Source organism: Dysgonomonas sp. ZJ709 (assembly GCF_011039195.1).
Taxonomy (GTDB): Bacteria; Bacteroidota; Bacteroidia; order Bacteroidales; family Dysgonomonadaceae; genus Dysgonomonas.
On the sequence record NZ_JAAKEM010000002.1, the window covers coordinates 170,129 to 189,777 of the forward strand.

The following is a 19,649-nucleotide window of genomic DNA, read 5'->3' on the forward strand; positions in this document are numbered from 1 at the left end:
TCAGGTTGCACATCCAATAGCAAGTATGCTGATTTTGGCACCTTCGCTTTTTAGAATCTCTTTGGCACATGCTTCTATTGTAGAGCCTGTTGTGATAACATCATCTATTAATAGTACATGCTTACCCTTGAAGGTATCAGTATTATTGATTGTGAATATATCTTCTACATTTTTCCAGCGTTCAAAACGTGAGTTTTTCGTTTGCGAAGGATTGTTGATTACTCTGATTAAGGTTGCTGAATTGATAGGTATTCCGGTCTGCTTCGATATACCTTTGGCTATTTCTAGCGATTGATTATATCCTCGCTGTTTTTGGCGTTTCGGGTGTAATGGTACAGGTACTAAATAATCTATGTCGGCGATAAACGAACTATATTTTATATCTATCCCGTACAATTCGCCGATGAAATATCCTATGTTGGGGTTATTCCTGTATTTCAATTCATGAATGACACGTTGTATACTTCCTCCTTTTACAAAATAAGCAAAAGCTGTAATATGCTCGAACGGGAATCTTCCTGCAAAGAAATCTTCCAGTCTGTTGTTGGGCTGATTATGATAGTTTGTTTTTGGTAGTAGCGATAAACAATTCAGGCAGATGTGTTCTTCCGATTCGTTTAATCGACAGTTGCAGACAACACATAGATGGGGAAAGAAAAGGGTGAGGAAATCACGAAATATATTCCTCATAATCACCTCCCATGATTTTATTAATACACTTTATCGCTAAATCCATTGAAAACCCTCTGCCTAAAGCGAAACGGATAAGCTTAGTTTTTTTTTCATAATCATCTTTTGCTTTCACAGATTTTATCTTTACAGATAGAATGTGAATCAATTGCTGTTCAAAATCATCGTTCGATAATTCTTCCAATATGGGTTTATAGATAGATTCCGCTATTTTTCGCTTTTTTAGCTCAAATATTATTTTTGTTTTTCCCCATTTATTAAAACGCATTTTATCGTTGATAAAGCTATTGCAAAACCGTTCGTCGGATAGAAATTTCTCATCTTTCAATCTTTTTATTACACGACTGATCGCATCTTCTTCAAGTTCCCACAACACGAGTTTTTTTCGCACATCAAATTCACATCTTTCTGCTTTAGAACAATAAGATGCTGCACGGTTGAGAGCTCGGGGTTCGGTTAGTTTCATTTATCTATAAATTAGCGTCTTAACAAGTGAGTGTTTGAACGCTTATAACTATACTATGGCGTTTAGAGTTTACCAATCGTCGTTGTTGTCATTCTCAGTGAGTTTAAGAAGATCTGCAACTGACTGATTGAAGTAATTCTCGATTTGTAGTTTTTGATCTTTCAATGAGACGTTTCCTTTTTTGTCGAAAACTGCCCAGCCGCCCCATTTGCTACCGGTTAAAGAAAGTTGATTCATGTCGTCACCTCTAAAAGGCATTCTCAAATTGGTCACTTGGTGTCTGATACGGCCATCTTTGAAGCGAATTTCGACATCAAAATAGGCTTCGGCGATTAGTCCTACACCCAGCTTCTTGATGACTGCAATTGTAGGGACTTCCATGCTGTATCTAATATATTCATTAGCTATTTCTCCTATTACCTTAATATTGGTATTTTGAGAGATTGTATAGAGGTTTTTTCTGCAAATCTCATAAAGTTCATCCGCTGTTTTATCTTCCTCTGTAATAACTAAATAGTCTTTAGTAATATCCATTGAATCTGCCAAACCATTAGGGGTTAATACATACTGTTGGCCAAAAGAAAATAAAGGGGTAATTGCGAGTAAAATGTAGTAGAGTCGTTTCATTAGTAAAGTTTTATTTGTTGATTTATGTAATTATTGCAAATATAATTAAAAAAAATATGATTAAAAACTGGCTTAAATAGCTAAGATATTCAATTCCGCTTTTATCATACGGTCACGTTTGCTAAGGTCTTTATGTAAAGCTAGATTAATAAATCCTTTTGCTTTAAGCATTTCGATAGTTTCTTCTCCCTTAGCCTGATTGATCTCAAAATAGAGTTTGCCTGTTGGTTTGAGAATATTTAATGCTATATCAGCAATGCGTTCATAGAATAGCAATGCTTTGTTGTCGGGTACGAATAATGCGGTGTGTGGCTCGTAGTCTAATACATTGTTATCCATAGCCGTTTTTTCACTTTCGAGTACATAAGGTGGATTACTTACGATGATGTCGAATTTTTTGTCAACGGGATATTCTGATAAAACGTCTACTCTTGCAAAATCTACATTGGCCGAATTTTTATTTGCGTTCTTTCCTGCCATATCCAAAGCTCCTTGAGAGAAATCCCACGCAGATACCGATGCACTATTTAAATGTTTTGCTAATGCGATAGCGATGCATCCGCTGCCTGTGCCAATATCTAGAACGGAAAGATTTGGCTCCTTGTTTTCATTGAGAATTAATTCTACAAGTTCCTCTGTTTCGGGGCGGGGTATAAGCGTATCGCTGTTTACTGAAAAGGGCAGTCCGAAAAATTCTGTTTCGCCCAAAATGTACTGAATGGGTTCATACTTCATTAGTCGTTCTACAATTCTGTGGATGCTGTCTACTTGTTCTTGCGAGAATGTGGTCTTGTCTATTAAGGCTAGACGATAGTCACGACCTGTTGTATACTCTATTATAATACGAGTAAATCCCGAAATTTCAGTTTCGGGATAAAGCTCTTTTAGTGATGTATGTATGTAATCAATTGCGGTTTGCATAGATGATCATTCCTCTTCTTCCTGATCGTATTTTTGAAATAGAAAGTCATTGTAAGGGTAGCGCGCGATATGTATATCCTTTACACGACCATATATTTTCTCTTTCAAATTATCAAAATTGATCTTGTTTTTTGCTGAAATGAAAATGCAATCGTCAGCCATTTTATGCATCCACGATTTTTCCAGTTCTTCTAACGAGATGTTTTCTTTCGTACTTGGTGTTAAATCGTCTTCATCTTTAGGCTTGTAAGTAAAGGCATCCACTTTGTTGAAAACAAGAATAGTCGGTTTTTCCTCTTTATCTATATCGAGCAATGTCTTGTTTACAACCTCTATTTGCTCCTCGAAATTAGCATGTGAAATATCTACTACATGTATAAGTAGATCAGCTTCACGTACCTCATCCAGAGTCGATTTAAATGATTCGACTAAGTGTGTCGGCAACTTGCGGATAAATCCAACAGTATCGGAAAGCAGGAATGGTAGATTGTCGATAATAACCTTGCGCACAGTAGTATCTAATGTCGCAAAAAGTTTATTCTCTGCAAAAACATCCGATTTACTTAATAAGTTCATCAGTGTCGATTTGCCCACATTGGTGTATCCAACAAGGGCAACACGCACCATCTTGCCTCTGTTCTTGCGTTGCGAAATCATTTGTCGGTCGATGTTTTTCAACTCCGCTTTCAAAAAGGATATTTTATCTAAGACAATACGACGGTCGGTTTCTAATTGGGTTTCACCCACACCACGCATCATAGCGCCTCCGCCTCGTTGACGGTCTAAGTGAGTCCACATACGTGTCAGGCGGGGTAACAGGTATTGATATTGAGCCAGTTCGACCTGAGTTTTTGCATAAGCAGTTTGAGCTCTCATGGCAAAAATATCGAGAATAAGGCTTGTTCTGTCTAATATCTTTGCTTGCAGTTCGGCTTCTATATTGCGAATTTGTTTCGGAGATAACTCGTCATCGAATACCACAACGTCGATCTCGTGCTCTTCCATGTATTCCTTTATCTCTTGTAGCTTCCCTGTGCCCACAAATGTTACAGGATTGGCGTAGTCGAGTCTTTGCGTAAAACTTTTTACGGGAACCATGCCTGCTGTCTCAGCAAGAAATGCCAGTTCGTCCAGATATTCCTTAACCTGGTCTTCTTTCTGCCCCTGTGTGATTAAACCGACAAGAACAGCTTCTTTGTTTTTTGATTCTGATATAATAAAATCTTTCATATAATCTTTTAGATAATGAGATGTGTTATGAGATGGTAGGTCTCAAAACAGCGTTTAAAGGTAAAAAATAATATTGGTATAAGGAGCAGATTATAGTGTGTATGTGATAATCACTGGAAAAGAAGTGTTGTAAATTACATTTGGTTTACCTCCCGGTTTCGGTTTTTGTATTTATGTTTAGCAAAATAAAAAAAACGATCACATATCTGCAATCGTTTTTTTATCTTAGAGCGAAAGACGGGGTTCAAACCCGCGACCCTCAGCTTGGAAGGCTGATGCTCTATCAACTGAGCTACTTTCGCAAAATAGTGTGGGCAGTGATGGATTCGAACCACCGTAAGCGTAAGCTATCTGAGTTACAGTCAGACCCATTTGGCCACTCTGGTAACTGCCCTTCTTTTCTTTAGCGATGCAAAGATAACGCTTTTATTTATTCTTCCAAATTTCTACGGTAAAAATCTATCATTTTTATTGCAGTTATCGCACATTCATCGCCTTTGTTGCCATGTTTTCCACCTGCACGATCAATGGCTTGTTGCATGTCATCAGTTGTTAATAGTCCGAAAATGAATGGTATATCGTAGCGGATATTCAAATCTGTTATACCTTGCGTAACGCCATCACAAACGTAATCAAAATGGGGGGTATCTCCTCTTACTACGCATCCAAAAGTAATTACGGCATCCACTTCTTTGTTTTCTGCCATGTGTTTTGCCCCAAAAACAAGCTCGAAGCTTCCGGGTACATAGTCGATTAGAATGTTTTCTTCTTTTACTCCGTGCTTGATTAATGTATTATATGCACCATCGAGCAATGGTTTTGTGATGTTTTCATTCCATTCGGAAACCACAATTGCGATTGTCATCTCTTCGCCATTCGGTACTTTTGCCGGATCGTATGATGATAAGTTATGGTATGCTGTTGCCATTTGTTCTTGTTTTTTGATTTATCCTACAAAGATATTTATTTCTGTTCGATAAACCTATTAAGGATTCGTTGATCTTCTCTAAAGAAAGTTATAATATCAAATGGTGCTATGTATATATTGTTTAGCTTCTACAAAAAAAAAGGTCTCGCTACGTGCAAGACCTTTTTTATATTGAGAGTGAAGGAGTATTATTTACTTCCTTTCATTATTTCTGCTTCTTGAATATATTTATCAGCCTCTAATGCTAATTCAGAACTGTTGTATTGGTTCTTTATGATAGAAAACATTTCGATAACCTTATCGTATTGTCCAAGCTCTCTGTAGATGATTCCGGCTTTTTTGTATAGAACAGGGCTTTGTACTTCGTTGTCTACGCCTTTAGCTGCTTTGACGAAATATGGTATAGCTTCTTCTGCTGAACCGGTGCTGGCAAGGCAATCGCCAATTGTTCCGTTCACAAGATGGCTTAGTATTTTGTCGCTACCATCATAATCTTTCAAGTAAGCCAATGCCTGATCGTATTTACCTAGGTTAGCATAGCTTATACCTGCATATAATTTTGCTAGTTTTCCCGGTTTTGTTGAACCATATTCATTGATGATGCTTTCAAAGCCAATGTAGCCATTTCCATCTCCATAGATAGCAAGCGAATCTTGTCCTGTTCTATAATATTGTTCACCTTTGAATAATGCCACTTGAGCATCTTTCGCTTTAGGTGCAATATAGAAATGGTTATATGCTAAATAAGCACATACTACAAGAACGACTATACCTATAGCTATCAATAGCTGTTTTTGATATTTTTCGATGAAATGTTCTGATTCGAAAACGGCATTATCAATACGTTGCCAGTCTTTCTCTTCGCGTAATTCGGCTTGTTTCTTTTTTGATAGAGACATTGTTACTATGAATTATATTGTTTATTTTATTGTTTCTTAATTAGTCGCGACAAAAATAGGTGTTTTCTATCTATAAATAAAATCTTAGATGCTTTTTTTTATTCCGTATAGAATTTTACTAACTGTTCGATAGCTCTTTGGCATGCAGGACAGAAATCTTTGCATGTATTTGTCTTCATTCTACAGTCGTACGCAGGACGGTATATTCCTTTAGCTGAATAGCCTGCACCCTCAAATACACCTACTTTATATTTGTCGGCAGACTCGATAGGTGTCGGAATCGGTGTCTGCGGAGCGAGCATGTCTTTCCATTTAACAGCAAATTTAGTTAAAGTCGTGATGTTGGGTTCCCATGGTTCGATATTATGCGGATAAGTATCATCAAATATATCTCCTCCTTCGTAGTGATATTCGTCCGCAAGTCCGGCAAAGCTATGCCCGAATTCATGAACCACTACGGGATTGAAATCACGGTGTCCTGTTGTTGTCAGTGTATATGCGTTGAATATTCCACCCCCTCCATATACTTCCGTATTAGCTAAAATAATAATGTGGGCGTATGGAATACCTGCAATAGCATCGTGCATATCTTTTACATTGCTTGTTGTGAGGTATCTGTCAGAATAAAATGTGTCGAAGTGCGAACTTAAAGCTGTTTCTTTCCATTTATTAGTTCGGGGAACACTGACTCCCGAATCTTTAGATGGAGTCTCTACTGCAATAATATTAAATTTATCTTGCAGCTTATTGAATGGACTATGTTTAAATATCTCATCGCAGGTTATTTGGGCGTGCTTTCTGAATTTACTCATTTCCACTTGTGTATAACCTTCTGCAAGTATTACAACATTAATACAGTTTTGGGTCGAATCGCCACGATGTATCATATGGTATGGTGTCGGGTTGCTTGCACCTTTCTTTTTTATTAGAATGTCATTAGGATCTACAAGGTGTCTTATGGCCAACTGATAAAATCCTTTTTTATCACGGAGCTTAATCTCTACCCATACTTTTTCTTTGGGGTAGGGGATTAAAAAGGTATTCTCGAAACTTTTTCTTACAGTCTTAGCTTCGGGTGTTGTTTGCCATTCGAAGAAAAGAGTACTGAACGAATTTTTATATATGCATTTATTGCTTTCGCTACTAAAAACACTTATTTGTCCATTACCATCTCTTATGATTTCAGATAAATTGTGTTTTCGTCCTGCCCATTGTGGTAACTGGCTCATTTGATCGAGAGATATAGTTTCAGAATGATCATTGCCTGAAAATATATAATCGATTCGTAATGTTTTCTCTATGAAGTAATCATCAAAATTCTGAGCGGTTACATTTAGCAACGAAAAAGAAATAGAACACCAAAGTAGAAAATATTTCATAGTAAGTATCGTTTAATAGTATGACAAATATATGAATTATTAATAATAAACAATTTGGATGTAGCTTATTATAAAGGTCTGAAAAAGAGGTTTGGGTAATTAAATTTATACTTTTTTTGATTTATCATATTATGCATTCTTGTATAATTGATTAGCTTTGCATCCTGAATACACTAAGCATGGGATCTCATTGATGAGAAAAATACGCGTCTTTACTTATATATTTCTGTTTGTAATGTTCTCTGTACCATTCTGGGGTGCAGTATCTTCGTTTACAGCAGGTGCTATTGGTGTATCCTCATTTAAGGTGAAAGATTCTATTCTATCTGTTCAGGTAGATTCCGTTAAAATTAAAAAAGATAGCTTACCGTCCGATTCTTCGACTAAGAAAAAAAGCGTTTTAGATGCAGTAGTCGACTATCAGGCAAAAGATTCTATTGTAATGACTTCCGATAACTGGGGGTATTTATATGGCGATGGTGAGGTGAAATATACTACCATTCAACTTAAAGCCGAGAAAATATCCATGAGTATGGATAGTAGTATTGTGAGAGCAACGTTCGGCTTAGATTCTGTTGGTGACGAGTTTGGTTACCCCGTTTTCTCCGATGGGGGAGTAGATTATGAGTCTAAAGCGATGAAATATAATTTCAAGACAAGGAAGGGCTATATAAATAATGTAATAACTCAACAAGGCGAAGGCTATATTGTTGCAGAAAAAGCTAAGAAAACACAAGACGAAGCTTTCTTTATGGAAGACGGACGCTATACAACTTGCGATGATCATGATCATCCCCATTTCTATTTAGCATTAACAAGAGCAAAAGTTCGTCCAAAGAAAAATGTAATAACGGGTCCTGCTTATCTGGTAATAGAGGATTTACCTCTTCCTTTTATCGGCCTTCCTTTTGGCTTCTTCCCTTTTTCAGACAAATACTCATCGGGGGTTATTATGCCTACATTCGGGGATGAAATGGAACGAGGTTTCTTTCTGCGCGATGGGGGATACTATTTTGCAATTAATGATAATATAGATTTGGCTCTTACGGGCGAGATATATACTAAGGGCTCATGGGGGCTAAATGCGCGTTCTTCTTATCGCAAGCGCTATAAATACTCAGGGTCGTTTGATGTCGGTTATTTGGTTACGAAAATCGGTGATAAATTATTGCCTGATTATTCAGTGTCGAAAGACCGAAGGATAACATGGACTCACTCTCAGGATCCTAAGTTTAATATGTACAGGACATTGTCTGCCAGTGTTAATTATTCTACAAGTTCATACGACCGTAATCAGATAAATTCGGTATATAATTCTGACCTTTTTACTCAAAGTACTAAAAGTTCGAGTGTAAATTTAACTCAACGATTTCCGAATTCTCCATGGAGTGTATCGGCAACAATGAATATAGATCAGCGTACACGAGATTCTACCATATCAATGACATTGCCAAACATGACATTTACAATGAGCCGTATTTTCCCTTTCAAGCGAAAAGGGGCTGTGGGAGCAGAACGCTGGTATGAGAAGATTCAGTTAAATTATAACGGAGAACTTCGTAACAGCATTCTGACAAAGGAAAATATGCTATTTAGTTCCAGCCTTCAAAAAGACTGGAAGCATGCGATGAGGCATAGCATTCCCATATCAGCGACATATACGGCCTTCAACAACTTTCATATAACACCTGCCATTCAATATAATGAAAGATGGTATACAGACAAGGTAACTCAAAAATGGGATGGTTCGAGACATGTCGATGCAGATACAACGTATACATTTAGTCGTGTTTATGATTTCAATGCAGCAGTAAGTGTACAGACACGGATTTACGGTTTCTTTACACCTCTATTTTCTAAAAGTACTACAATCAGGCACATATTCTCACCTAGTATAGGTTTTAGTTATGCTCCCGATTTTAGTGACCCGCGTTTTGGTTTCTACGATTCATATAAATATTATGACGCGAATGGAGACTTGCAGACCCATACTTATTCTCTATTTAAAAATGGTATGTTTGGTTCTCCACCTGCAGGTAAGCAAGGAATGATCAACTTTCAGTTCGAGAATAACCTCGAAATGAAATATGCGGCAAATGATACGATTAAGAAAATTAGTCTGATAGATAATTTTAGTACCAGTTTCAGCTATAATATGGTTGCAGACTCTTTTAAATGGACTGATATTGCAACCAATACCCGTTTGAAGTTGAGCAAATCTGTGACTGTCAATATCAACGCCACATTCGACCCTTATACTTACGATTTGGTGAAAGACAGAGATGGGAAAGTGACAGGACTTAGGCGTATTGACGAACTTCGTATATCCAAAAAAGGTACCATTGGGCGCTTGATGCGTGTAGGGTATGCAATTTCTCCTTCTATTAATCAAGATACTTTCAAAAAGTGGTTTGGTGGAAGTGAAGATAAAAAAGGTGACCCCAATAAAAATAATCCGATTGAAGGCGATCCGATGGATGAGACTACAGATGGGATGGATGCAGAGGGAACCGAGAGAAAAAGTCTGTTAGGAGGTAAGAAAGACGATGGGCAGTACGATGCCGATGGCTATCTGAAAAACGATGTCAAATGGAGTTTGTCGGCAAACTATTCCTTCAACTATGCTTACGATATGACCAGATGGAATGAGAAAACCCGAGAGTTTAAATATAAACTGACACATAATCTGGGTTTCAATGGAAGTATTCAGCCTACTAAAAATTGGAGTTTCAATTTTAGTTCTGCTTACGATTTCGAAACCAATCAAATTTCATATCTGAATTGTAACCTCAGTCGTAATCTCCATTGCTGGACTCTTACAGCGAGTTTTATTCCCCTAGGCCCTTATCAGTCGTACTTCGTTTCCATCCGTGCAAACTCATCTATGCTTCAAGATTTGAAGTATGATAAACGTGGACGCTCATCTAGTTACGATCCTGCTTGGGATTAAGAGAAGATTTTTTATCTTTGCTAGATATTTTATAATAAATATATTTAATATTATGAAAAGCATAGCATCTTCCCTAGTCTTTTTCAGTGCTTTAGCACTCTTCTTGTTTGGTTCCTGTAAACCGTCTGAAACCCATTTCTTGAAAGATGAAAAATACAGAGAGCAAGTTCATCTGCAATTCGAGAAAAGAAAAGAACTGGCTGCGGGTCGTAGTCAAGAGCTGTTTTCCGTATTCGACAAACCTGATTTAACAATCGAGCAACGTGAAGCTTTAGAGTTTCTGTACGCTTATATGCCATTGTCGGATTTGGCAGACTATGATGGTGATTATTTCTTAGGACAGGTAGACGCAGCTTTCGAAGCTCGCGATTATTTTGACTGGGGTAAAACTATTCCGGAGGATATTTTCCGCCATTTCGTATTAGTATATCGTGTAAATAATGAGAATTTAGATACTGCCCGTCAAGTATTTTTCGGCGAACTGAAAGATCGTGTGAAGGGTATGACTATGGAGAAGGCTGTGCTGGAAGTGAATCATTGGTGTCACGAGAAAGTGACTTACCGGGGAACGGATGGTCGTACATCATCTCCATTGGCCTTGGCTCGCACTTCATGGGGACGTTGCGGAGAAGAATCCACATTTACAACTGTAGCGCTGCGTGCTGTGGGTATTCCTGCCCGTCAGTGTTATACACCCCGTTGGGCACATACCGATGACAATCATGCATGGGTAGAGGCTTGGGTTGATGGTAAATGGCACTATATCGGTGCTTGCGAACCGGAACCGGAATTAGATGTGGCGTGGTTTACAGCTCCGGGGAAACGAGCTATGATGGTACATACCAATGTTTTTGGAGTGTATAATGGCCCGGAAGAAAAAAATGAAGAAACAGAACTATATTCGGTGATTAACTTGCTTGGTAATTATACAACAACTCGCGAAGTGAAGGTGAAAGTTGTAGATGAGTCGGGTAAGTCGGTAGAAGGAGCTACAGTGAGATATAATGTCTATAATTATGCAGAATTCTACCCTATTACTACTGCTACCACAGATGCTGCTGGTGCTACATCTGTTCTTTCGGGAATGGGTGATGTATTTGTATGGGTAAACAAAGGAGACAATTACGGTTATGGCAAGTCTGCAACTAAAGATTCCGAAATAACAATAAAACTGGATCAAAAAGCAGGAAAAGTATTTGAAGAAACGTTTGTGATGGAAGCTCCAGCCGAGCAACCTATTAAAGAGCTATCGGCAGAGAAAATTGCAGAAAATGCAAAGCGTCTGGCTCATGAGGATTCTATCCGTAATGCTTATATGGGAACATTTATTGCTGAAGATGCCGCTCGTAAATTTGCTGCAGAAAATAATTTAAATGCAGATGAAGCATGGAATTACTTAAGTAAGTCGCAAGGGAATTGGGATGAAATGAAAGCATTTATGTTGAAAGAAAAAGCCAATCCTTATCTGTTTGATTTTCTGGCAGCCTTACGTGAAAAAGATTTGCGCGACACACCTGCCGATTATCTATTGGATCATTTAACAAATGGTGAGAAGTTAGGAGTAAAAGAAGGTACACCTAAAAATATGTATGCGAGTACTATATTTTCGCCACGCATTGCATTGGAATTAATTCGTCCATGGAGAGCGTTTGCGCAAGAGCAAATTCCTGCCGATTGGGTAGCAATAGCACAAGCTAATCCTGTGGAAATAGTAAATTATGTTCGTGATAATATTAAGATAAGTGAAACGGAAAATTATTATAAGTGTCCGATTTCTCCACGAGGATCTCATGAATTGAAGATCGCAGACAAACGCTCTCGTGATATTCTTTTTGTTGCATTGTGTCGCACAATGGGTATCCCATCCCGTTTAGAATCATCGACATCTCGTCCTCAATATTTCGAAAATAACCAATGGAAAGATGTTAGCTTCGAAGCAGAAGCTCCTGTTTTGCCAAAGGCTTCGGTTGTATTTACCAACTATAAAGACAATATTGTAAAACCTGCATATTCTACTCATTATACATTGGCTCGTTTCGAAAATGGGAATTTTGTTACTCTTAATTTTGGAGGAGACAAATCACTTAAAGAACTACCCGGAAAAGTAACAGTCGATGTCGGATATTACAGATTAATGATTGGTAGTAGAGCTAATGATGGTTCGGTAACAGTAAATACTCAGTATTTTGCAATAAAAGAGAATGAGACTAAGTCTCTTGAAATAAAACTTCCTCGAGTTGAAGGACGCATACAGGTACAAGGCATAGTAGACCCAAATACAATTATTAGTCTGACAGATGGTAACAAAAAAACATTGAAAGAATTAATGAATGGTAAAGGTCTGATCCTTTGTTTTGCCGATCCGGATAAAGAGCCGACTAAACATATTCTTCAAGATCTGCCTGTTGTGCAAACACCATTAGAAGAATGGGGTGGCGGAATCTTATTTGCAATACCTAATGATAAATTGAGTAAGGCTTTCGATGCCTCGGTATTCAAAGGTCTTCCTAAGCAATCGCAATGGAGCGTCGATGATAATCGTGCACTACTTAATGCTGTGGCAGGTGCTCTTCAAATAGAGTTCTCTAATAACTTCCCTTTGACTGTTTACCTGAATTCTAATGGAGGAATCTTATTCTCCTCGCAAGGATACCGTATCGGTATAGGTGAGAATATCCTTAAAACTATCAGAGAAGAGCAATCAACAAAGTAAAAATACTTTAAAGAGAAAAATAGTAGGGTATTCTTTCTATCTGAATTAACAGACAGATTGAATACCCTTTGTTTCAAAATTAAATATCATGAAAAAAACATTTACCATTATTTTATCATTTTTGTTTATTAGTACACTCAGTATGTCTGCGCAAATAGATGCGAATGAGCTTGCTAAATGGGAAGCACGTAAATACTCGATGTTTATCCATTGGGGGATTTATGCAGAACTGGGAGGTGTGTGGAAAGGCAAGAATATCTCCACAGGGCTGAGTGAACAAATACAGGCACATGCCGGTATATACAGTGATACTTATGCCGATGTTGCAAAACGATTCAATCCCGAAAAATGGAATGCCGATAGTGTTGTTATTCTTGCTAAAAAAGCAGGGATGAAATCTATAGTATTTACATCGAAGCATCACGATGGATTTTGTATGTATAAAACGAATACTACAGATTTTAATGTAGTGGACGCAACGCCTTACAAAAGGGATGTATTGAAAGAGCTATCAGAAGCTTGTGCTCGTCACGGATTGAAGTTTGGACTATATTATTCACTTATCGACTGGCATTTTCCGGCAGCGATGCCTATTTCGAGTCATAACTCGGATCTTATTCCTGCCGAACATTTCGAATATAATAAGAAACAAATACAAGAACTGCTTACCAATTATGGTGATATTTCCGAACTGTGGTTCGATATGGGTTCTCACTCATTAGAGCAAAGTAAAGAAATGAAAGCATGGGTAAGAAAGTTTCAGCCCAATTGTATGGTAGGAGGTCGCATTGGTAATGGACAGGGTGATTTTATGGTGATGGGCGACAATCAGGAGCCAGACTATATAATCGGGGTGCCTTGGCAATCTCCTGCTTCATTCTTTCACGAAACATGGAGCTACCGCTCATGGCAGGAGAGAGGAAGCGAAAAAGACAAAATGAGAGAGAAGCTGATAAGTCTGATTCGTGTAACAAGCAGAGGTGGTAACTTTCTGTTAAACATCGGGCCTCGTGGCGATGGCTCAATTGTTGAGTTCGAAAAAGATGTATTGCTGGATATAGGCAAATGGCTTGATAAAAATGGAGAGGCTATTTATAACACAGATGCCGATCCTTTTCATCTGGCGTTTACTTGGGGTTCGATAACATCAAAATCGGATAAGCTTTATTTGCATATATTGGATATGCCTGCCGATCGTAAAATCTTATTACCGGGTCTTGTCGGAAGTATCTCAGGAGTAAAAGTGTTGGGTGAGAAGACAGTATGCAAATATGAAAAAACGAAAGAAGGTGTTGTGGTTACGATTCCTAATTCTGTGGATGCAGACCTAATAAATGTAATAGATATTTCTATCAAAAAAGGATATACAGTTCCTCCGTTGAATATAAAGCTACTAACATCCGATCTTGTCTTGAATCAATACAATGCATTCAAATACTTTAGTAATAGTGGAGTCGATTATAATTCAATATACCAAAGTACAATTAAGGAAGAATGGACATTGTCGCCTGCTAAAACTGAAAAACGTGTTCCCCGATTAGTATATTCCGATCAGGAATTGGGTAAGACCATTCATTTGCAGTTGAATAAGCAAACTACTGATGTGTGGCTGGATGCATCTTCTCCTCAAATATTGGATAATGATATAGCTGGAATTACATGGGGAGATATTTACATGCAAGATGCTCGCTGGTCTTCGTTGATGGGTATGCCCGATGACATAAAGAAAGCTGATATAGCTAAAGATTGGGGCGGAAAGTCTTGGAGAAAAACAACTTATAAGAATAATGAACATTATTCATTACCGGGTGGTCTGCTTAATGCGTATTATACCTTACAAGAGATAACTTCGCCTGTCGATCAGCAGGTTGTTGTATCGGTAACTTCGGGCGATGGTGTAGTTGTTGCGCTGAATGGTACGATTGCTGTTAATCACGGAAATCTGGAAAAAGTAGAAACATTGAAAGATATTGTAGTTCTTGATTTGAAGAAAGGAAAGAATCTGCTATTTGTTAAGTTCTACAGCAACTTCCAGAAAGAAATAACTTTCGGTATAGATAACAATGTTCCACAGCGTATTTATACGAAAACATTACCTGAAATTCAATTCAAAGCGAATGAATATTTTCCTGTGAATTGGAGTGTGAAAGCACCGATATCAATACATGAAACTATGAATTTGCCTAATTTGAATCTTAGTTTTCCTTTGAAATAAAAGAACGGTAAAACATATAAAACAGGAAAGGATAGCATGTGCTATCCTTTCCTGTTTTGTATATAAGTTGATAATAATTATCCAACACTACCTTCTAGGCTGATTTGAAGCAACTTCTGAGCCTCTACCGCAAACTCCATAGGGAGCTTTTGCATAACCTCTTTTGCATAACCATTTACGATAAGTCCTACTGCATCTTCGGTAGAAATACCACGTTGATTACAATAGAATACTTGATCTTCACTGATTTTCGAAGTTGTAGCTTCATGCTCTATTACTGCACTCGGATTGGCAATATCAGAATATGGGAATGTGTGTGCACCGCATTTGTCACCCAATAGTAAACTATCACATTGTGAATGGTTACGGGCTCCTTCTGCTTTTGCTGAGACTTTTACCAATCCACGATATGAGTTTTGGCTTTGTCCGGCAGATATACCTTTCGATACGATGCGGCTTTTAGTATTTTTACCTAAATGTATCATCTTTGTACCTGTGTCGGCTTGTTGATGATGATTAGTAACAGCTACCGAATAGAATTCGCCGATAGAATCGTCGCCGGCAAGTATGCACGATGGATATTTCCACGTAACAGCCGAGCCTGTTTCTACTTGAGTCCACGATATTTTAGAGCCTCTGCCTTTGCAGATTCCTCTTTTCGTTACAAAGTTGTAAATTCCGCCTTTGCCTTCTTTATCTCCCGGATACCAGTTTTGAACTGTGGAGTATTTGACTTCGGCACGATCGAGAGCAATAATTTCTACAATCGCAGCATGCAATTGATTCTCATCACGCATTGGGGCTGTACATCCTTCCAGATAACTCACGTAAGAGTCGTCGTCGGCAACAAGCAATGTGCGTTCAAACTGTCCTGTATTAGCAGCATTTATACGGAAATAAGTAGATAGTTCCATTGGGCAGCGTACGCCTTTAGGTATATAGGCAAACGACCCATCACTGAACACGGCAGAATTAAGAGCACCAAAGAAATTGTCGCTGTAAGGAACAACAGTACCCAAGTATTTCTTTACTAATTCGGGATGTTCTTGTACAGCTTCGCTAAACGAACAGAATATAATTCCTTTCTCAGCTAATACATCTTTGAATGTTGTTTTTACCGATACACTATCTATTACGGCATCTATAGCCATATTAGAGACTCCGGCAAGCATTTCGCGTTCATGTAACGGAATACCTAGCTTGTCGAAAGTTTTTAATAGTTCAGGGTCTACCTCGTCGAGGCTCTTAGGTCCATCTTTCTTTTTAGGGGCAGCATAATAACTAATACTCTGATAATCTATTTCAGGTATATTCAGGTGTGCCCATTCAGGCATTTTCAGTGTACACCAATGTCTGTAGGCTTTCAATCTGAACTCAAGCATCCACTCAGGTTCGTTTTTCTTTGCCGAAATAAGGCGCACTACATCTTCGCTTAAGCCAACAGGAATAACGTCGGTGTCAATATCTGTAACAAATCCGTACTTGTATTCTCCGGATGTGATTTCGTCTAAAATTTTATCTTGATCTTCTTGCATATTTATTTAATTTGGCAAAAGATTTACTTCTTTTGCTTTTTAGGACTACAAATATATTACATTCTACGATGTAAACCATGATTATAGATATTTTACATCACTTATAGAACAGATAAAAGACGTATTTGTTTATGACTAGTCTTTCCTAGTCTCAGTGAGTTGCGAAACAGAAAGGGCGGTTTCCAATATTGGAAACCGCCCTTTCTGTTTACTGTAATTTAACTTTAATTCTTGAGTTTACCAATAACGGCAATGCCTTTGTACTCACCGTGTGAGCCCAAAGTGTAGATTTCATAATAGAAATCCCCAGCTCCAAGAGCACTAGTGATTTCAAAGGTTACCCATCCGTAGTCGTTCGTACTTATTTTTTGAATTGCTGCTGCTGTCCCTACGTATTTTTCGCTGCTAGAATCAATAAATACCGAAAATCTATGAGGTGAGTTAATCTCACCTAGATCTATAGTGCGGCTAATCATTGTTTCATTAACCTGATCTGCGTTTGTACGGGCATTCACTTCGCTATTCATGCATAGCATTAGAACTAATGTAAAAAGAAAGATAATTTTTTTCATGATTTAAATTTTAAAAAGTTTAGTTTTTAAATATATTAATAAATGTCGAGATGTGCAAAAAATATTAATATGTATGTCTGTGTAATTAAATTAATGTATATTTGATTGGTTGGATAATGATGATTTTATCTGACTGGCATTGAGCGTAGGTTGTAGTTTGGGGTGAAGGTTGATTTGTTCTTCTGATAGATTAATTGTAATAGTGAAAATGATGAAAAAATTATTAATCCTGTTGATTGTTGCTGCCGCTGCTTTTCAGCATCAGACTATAGAAGCCTGTACAGGTATTACACTGACGGCGAAAGATGGCACACCTATTCTTGCACGTACTATTGAATGGGGAGGTAGTGAATTAAATAGTCAGTACGTTGTTGTGCCACGTGGTTATAAGCAATATTCCTATCTGCCGGGTGGCAGATTGTCTGGTAAGGAATTTATAGCACACTATGGTTATATAGGCTTCGCAGTAGAACAAAAGGAGTTTGTAGCTGAAGGGCTAAATGAAGCTGGTTTATCTGCCGGATTATTTTATTTCCCCGGATACGGAAAATATGAAGACTATAATGAAGCTCAGAGTGCATCGACCGTTGCCGATCTACAATTGGTATCGTGGATGCTGGGAAATTTTGCTACTATTGATGAGGTAAAAGAGGGCATTAAAGCTATACATGTTGCAGGGGTCGATCCGCGTGCTTCGACTGTGCATTGGCGTATTGCCGATGTTTCGGGTCGTCAGGTAGTGTTGGAGATTGTGGAGGGTAAACTTCATTTTTATGAGAACAGGTTAGGAGTGCTTACCAATTCGCCAGGTTTTGAATGGCAAATAACGAATCTAAACAATTATGTCAATCTCTTTCCTGGTGCGGCAGAATCTAAGCCGCTTGGAGATATACAACTAGCGCCCTTCGGCTCGGGTAGTGGTTTCTTAGGTATTCCGGGAGATGTGACACCCCCGTCTCGTTTTGTACGTGCTGCTTTTTATCAGTCTACTGCTCCCAAACAAGATACCGCACTTGGAACCGTGCTACAAGGCTTTCAGATACTGAATAATTTTGATATACCTGTGGGAATTGAGTTTCCGCTAGGTCAGGTGCCTGCCCCTATCCCTAGTGCTACCCAGTGGACTTCGGCAACGGATATGACAAACCGTATCATTTATTACCGTACAATGTATAATAGTGCCATTCGTAGTATAGATTTGCGTGGGATAGACTTTGTTAACATAAAATACAGTGCTGTTCCCCTTGATGAAACGAAGCAGCAGCCAGTAGTGTCGGTGAAGGTTAATTGATTGGGTATCCTCTCGGTAAAGATGGATATTGCTGACAAATAAAAAACAACATAGATTCAAATGTTATTTTAAATATATTTAATCTGTAGGGTTCGCAATAAAAGTGTTGGTTGTTTGAGATTTCAAATTTAGATTTCTACTTTTGTGAAACATCAAACGAAGAATAATGGATACTTTGAACGAAAGTCCTTATATGTTGTTTTCGAGGGAAAAATGGGCGGCACTACGTGATTCGGAACCATTGACTCTTACTTCCGAGGAGTTGTTGACACTTAAAGGTATAGATGATGAATTGTCTATCGAAGAGGTGCGGGATATATATCTTCCTTTATCGCGTCTGTTGAGCTACTACGTAAATGCACGTGTTGGCAGGCAGTCCGTTCTCAGGGCTTTCTTAAAGACAAAAGTGGAAAAAATTCCATTTATAATAAGTATCGCAGGTAGTGTGTCTGTCGGTAAAAGTACTACGGCTCGTGTTTTGCAGGCGTTGCTTAGTCGGTGGGGCGAAAATACACGTGTAGCATTGGTTACGACTGATGGCTTTTTATATCCGAATGCAGTATTGGAGGAAAAGGGTATTATGTTGAAGAAAGGTTTCCCTCAATCGTACGACATTAAACATTTGATTCAGTTTGTGATGGATGTGAAGTCGGGAAAGCCGGAAGTAAAAGTACCGAAGTATTCTCATTTAATATATGATGTGGTACCAGACGAATATCAAGTGGTTCAGCAGCCCGATATACTTATTTTGGAGGGATTAAATGTTTTGCAAAGTGGAACTGACTATCCTCACGATAAACCGAGGGTGTTTGTATCCGACTTTGTCGATTTTTCCATATATGTAGACGCTGAGGAGGATTTGTTGGAACAATGGTATATTTCACGTTTCTTGAAGTTCAGAAAAGGTGCGTTCAGCGATCCTAAATCATACTTTCACAATTTTATTCAATTATCAGATAAAGAAGCTGTAAAGACTGCTCAAACAATTTGGCGCGAAATAAATAGCAAAAACCTGCGAAGAAACATCTTGCCAACGAGAGAAAGAGCTAGCCTGGTGCTACATAAAGGTGAGAATCATGCTACGGAGTATGTGAGACTAAGAAAATGAAAATAGTAAAGACTCTATAACCTTTCGCTTTATTTATTAAAAAAAACAAAAATAATACCTAAACCGCTATTTATTTTGTTTCTTTGCTCCGAATTTGGGTGTATTGTGCTCATTTGGGTCTTACA

General features: G+C 38.1%; 15 protein-coding genes and 2 tRNA genes. 5 read left to right on the forward strand and 12 right to left on the reverse strand.

Annotated features, from left to right (window positions below; translation table 11 throughout):
• The 10 genes from G7Y56_RS02935 to G7Y56_RS02980 form a co-directional block, all read right to left on the reverse strand.
• Positions 1-690 carry a ComF family protein gene (locus tag G7Y56_RS02935; RefSeq protein ID WP_165040954.1) on the reverse strand — a complete coding sequence of 230 codons (690 nt, stop codon included), beginning with the start codon at positions 688-690 and terminating at the stop codon, positions 1-3.
• Positions 671-1,156 (reverse strand): regulatory protein RecX, encoded by a 486-nt coding sequence (locus G7Y56_RS02940; RefSeq protein ID WP_165040956.1) that lies wholly within the window; start codon positions 1,154-1,156, stop codon positions 671-673. The genes G7Y56_RS02935 and G7Y56_RS02940 overlap by 20 nt, the downstream gene beginning before the upstream one ends.
• Positions 1,157-1,225: 69 nt before the next feature.
• On the reverse strand, positions 1,226-1,783 hold the full coding sequence (locus G7Y56_RS02945) for a hypothetical protein (RefSeq protein WP_165040958.1): 558 nt from the start codon (positions 1,781-1,783) through the stop codon (positions 1,226-1,228).
• Positions 1,784-1,855: 72 nt separating this feature from the next.
• Positions 1,856-2,704 carry a peptide chain release factor N(5)-glutamine methyltransferase gene (gene prmC / locus G7Y56_RS02950; protein WP_165040960.1) on the reverse strand — a complete coding sequence of 283 codons (849 nt, stop codon included), beginning with the start codon at positions 2,702-2,704 and terminating at the stop codon, positions 1,856-1,858.
• A 6-nt stretch (positions 2,705-2,710) separates the two neighbouring features.
• Positions 2,711-3,934 carry a GTPase HflX gene (hflX, locus tag G7Y56_RS02955; RefSeq protein ID WP_165040962.1) on the reverse strand — a complete coding sequence of 408 codons (1,224 nt, stop codon included), beginning with the start codon at positions 3,932-3,934 and terminating at the stop codon, positions 2,711-2,713.
• A 229-nt stretch (positions 3,935-4,163) separates the two neighbouring features.
• Positions 4,164-4,236 (reverse strand) — tRNA-Gly (locus tag G7Y56_RS02960).
• A gap of 9 nt (positions 4,237-4,245) precedes the next feature.
• Positions 4,246-4,328: transfer RNA gene (locus G7Y56_RS02965), tRNA-Tyr, on the reverse strand.
• Between the two features lie 36 nt (positions 4,329-4,364).
• Positions 4,365-4,862: a 6,7-dimethyl-8-ribityllumazine synthase gene (gene ribH, locus G7Y56_RS02970; RefSeq protein WP_165023862.1), complete on the reverse strand. Its 498-nt coding sequence runs from the start codon at positions 4,860-4,862 to the stop codon at positions 4,365-4,367.
• 188 nt (positions 4,863-5,050) lie between these two features.
• Entirely contained in the window at positions 5,051-5,761 is a 711-nt protein-coding gene (locus G7Y56_RS02975) for a hypothetical protein (RefSeq protein ID WP_165040964.1), read from the reverse strand.
• A gap of 98 nt (positions 5,762-5,859) precedes the next feature.
• The gene (locus G7Y56_RS02980; RefSeq protein ID WP_165023857.1) at positions 5,860-7,140 is read right to left on the reverse strand and encodes a M64 family metallopeptidase; all 1,281 of its coding nucleotides are present in this window, start codon (positions 7,138-7,140) and stop codon (positions 5,860-5,862) included.
• Positions 7,141-7,333: 193 nt separating this feature from the next.
• Between G7Y56_RS02980 and G7Y56_RS02985 the strand changes: the two genes are divergently transcribed.
• The 3 genes from G7Y56_RS02985 to G7Y56_RS02995 all read left to right on the forward strand — a co-directional run bounded on the left by G7Y56_RS02985 (position 7,334) and on the right by G7Y56_RS02995 (position 15,018).
• On the forward strand, positions 7,334-10,090 hold the full coding sequence (locus G7Y56_RS02985; protein WP_165040966.1) for a putative LPS assembly protein LptD: 2,757 nt from the start codon (positions 7,334-7,336) through the stop codon (positions 10,088-10,090).
• 52 nt (positions 10,091-10,142) lie between these two features.
• A complete protein-coding gene (locus G7Y56_RS02990; RefSeq protein WP_165040969.1) occupies positions 10,143-12,803 on the forward strand; it encodes a transglutaminase domain-containing protein in 2,661 nt (886 codons plus the stop codon).
• A gap of 88 nt (positions 12,804-12,891) precedes the next feature.
• Positions 12,892-15,018: an alpha-L-fucosidase gene (locus tag G7Y56_RS02995; RefSeq protein ID WP_165040971.1), complete on the forward strand. Its 2,127-nt coding sequence runs from the start codon at positions 12,892-12,894 to the stop codon at positions 15,016-15,018.
• A 77-nt stretch (positions 15,019-15,095) separates the two neighbouring features.
• Here the strand turns inward: G7Y56_RS02995 and sufB are convergent, their stop codons facing one another.
• Both sufB and G7Y56_RS03005 read right to left on the reverse strand, forming a co-directional pair.
• A complete protein-coding gene (gene sufB, locus G7Y56_RS03000) occupies positions 15,096-16,553 on the reverse strand; it encodes a Fe-S cluster assembly protein SufB (RefSeq protein WP_165040974.1) in 1,458 nt (485 codons plus the stop codon).
• 224 nt (positions 16,554-16,777) lie between these two features.
• Positions 16,778-17,125, reverse strand: a complete 348-nt coding sequence (locus G7Y56_RS03005; RefSeq protein ID WP_165040976.1) for a hypothetical protein — start codon at positions 17,123-17,125, stop codon at positions 16,778-16,780.
• A gap of 208 nt (positions 17,126-17,333) precedes the next feature.
• Between G7Y56_RS03005 and G7Y56_RS03010 the strand changes: the two genes are divergently transcribed.
• Positions 17,334-18,416 carry a choloylglycine hydrolase family protein gene (locus G7Y56_RS03010; RefSeq protein WP_165040978.1) on the forward strand — a complete coding sequence of 361 codons (1,083 nt, stop codon included), beginning with the start codon at positions 17,334-17,336 and terminating at the stop codon, positions 18,414-18,416.
• A gap of 166 nt (positions 18,417-18,582) precedes the next feature.
• Entirely contained in the window at positions 18,583-19,524 is a 942-nt protein-coding gene (gene coaA / locus G7Y56_RS03015) for a type I pantothenate kinase (protein ID WP_165040980.1), read from the forward strand.
• The last annotated feature ends 125 nt before the right edge of the window (positions 19,525-19,649 follow it).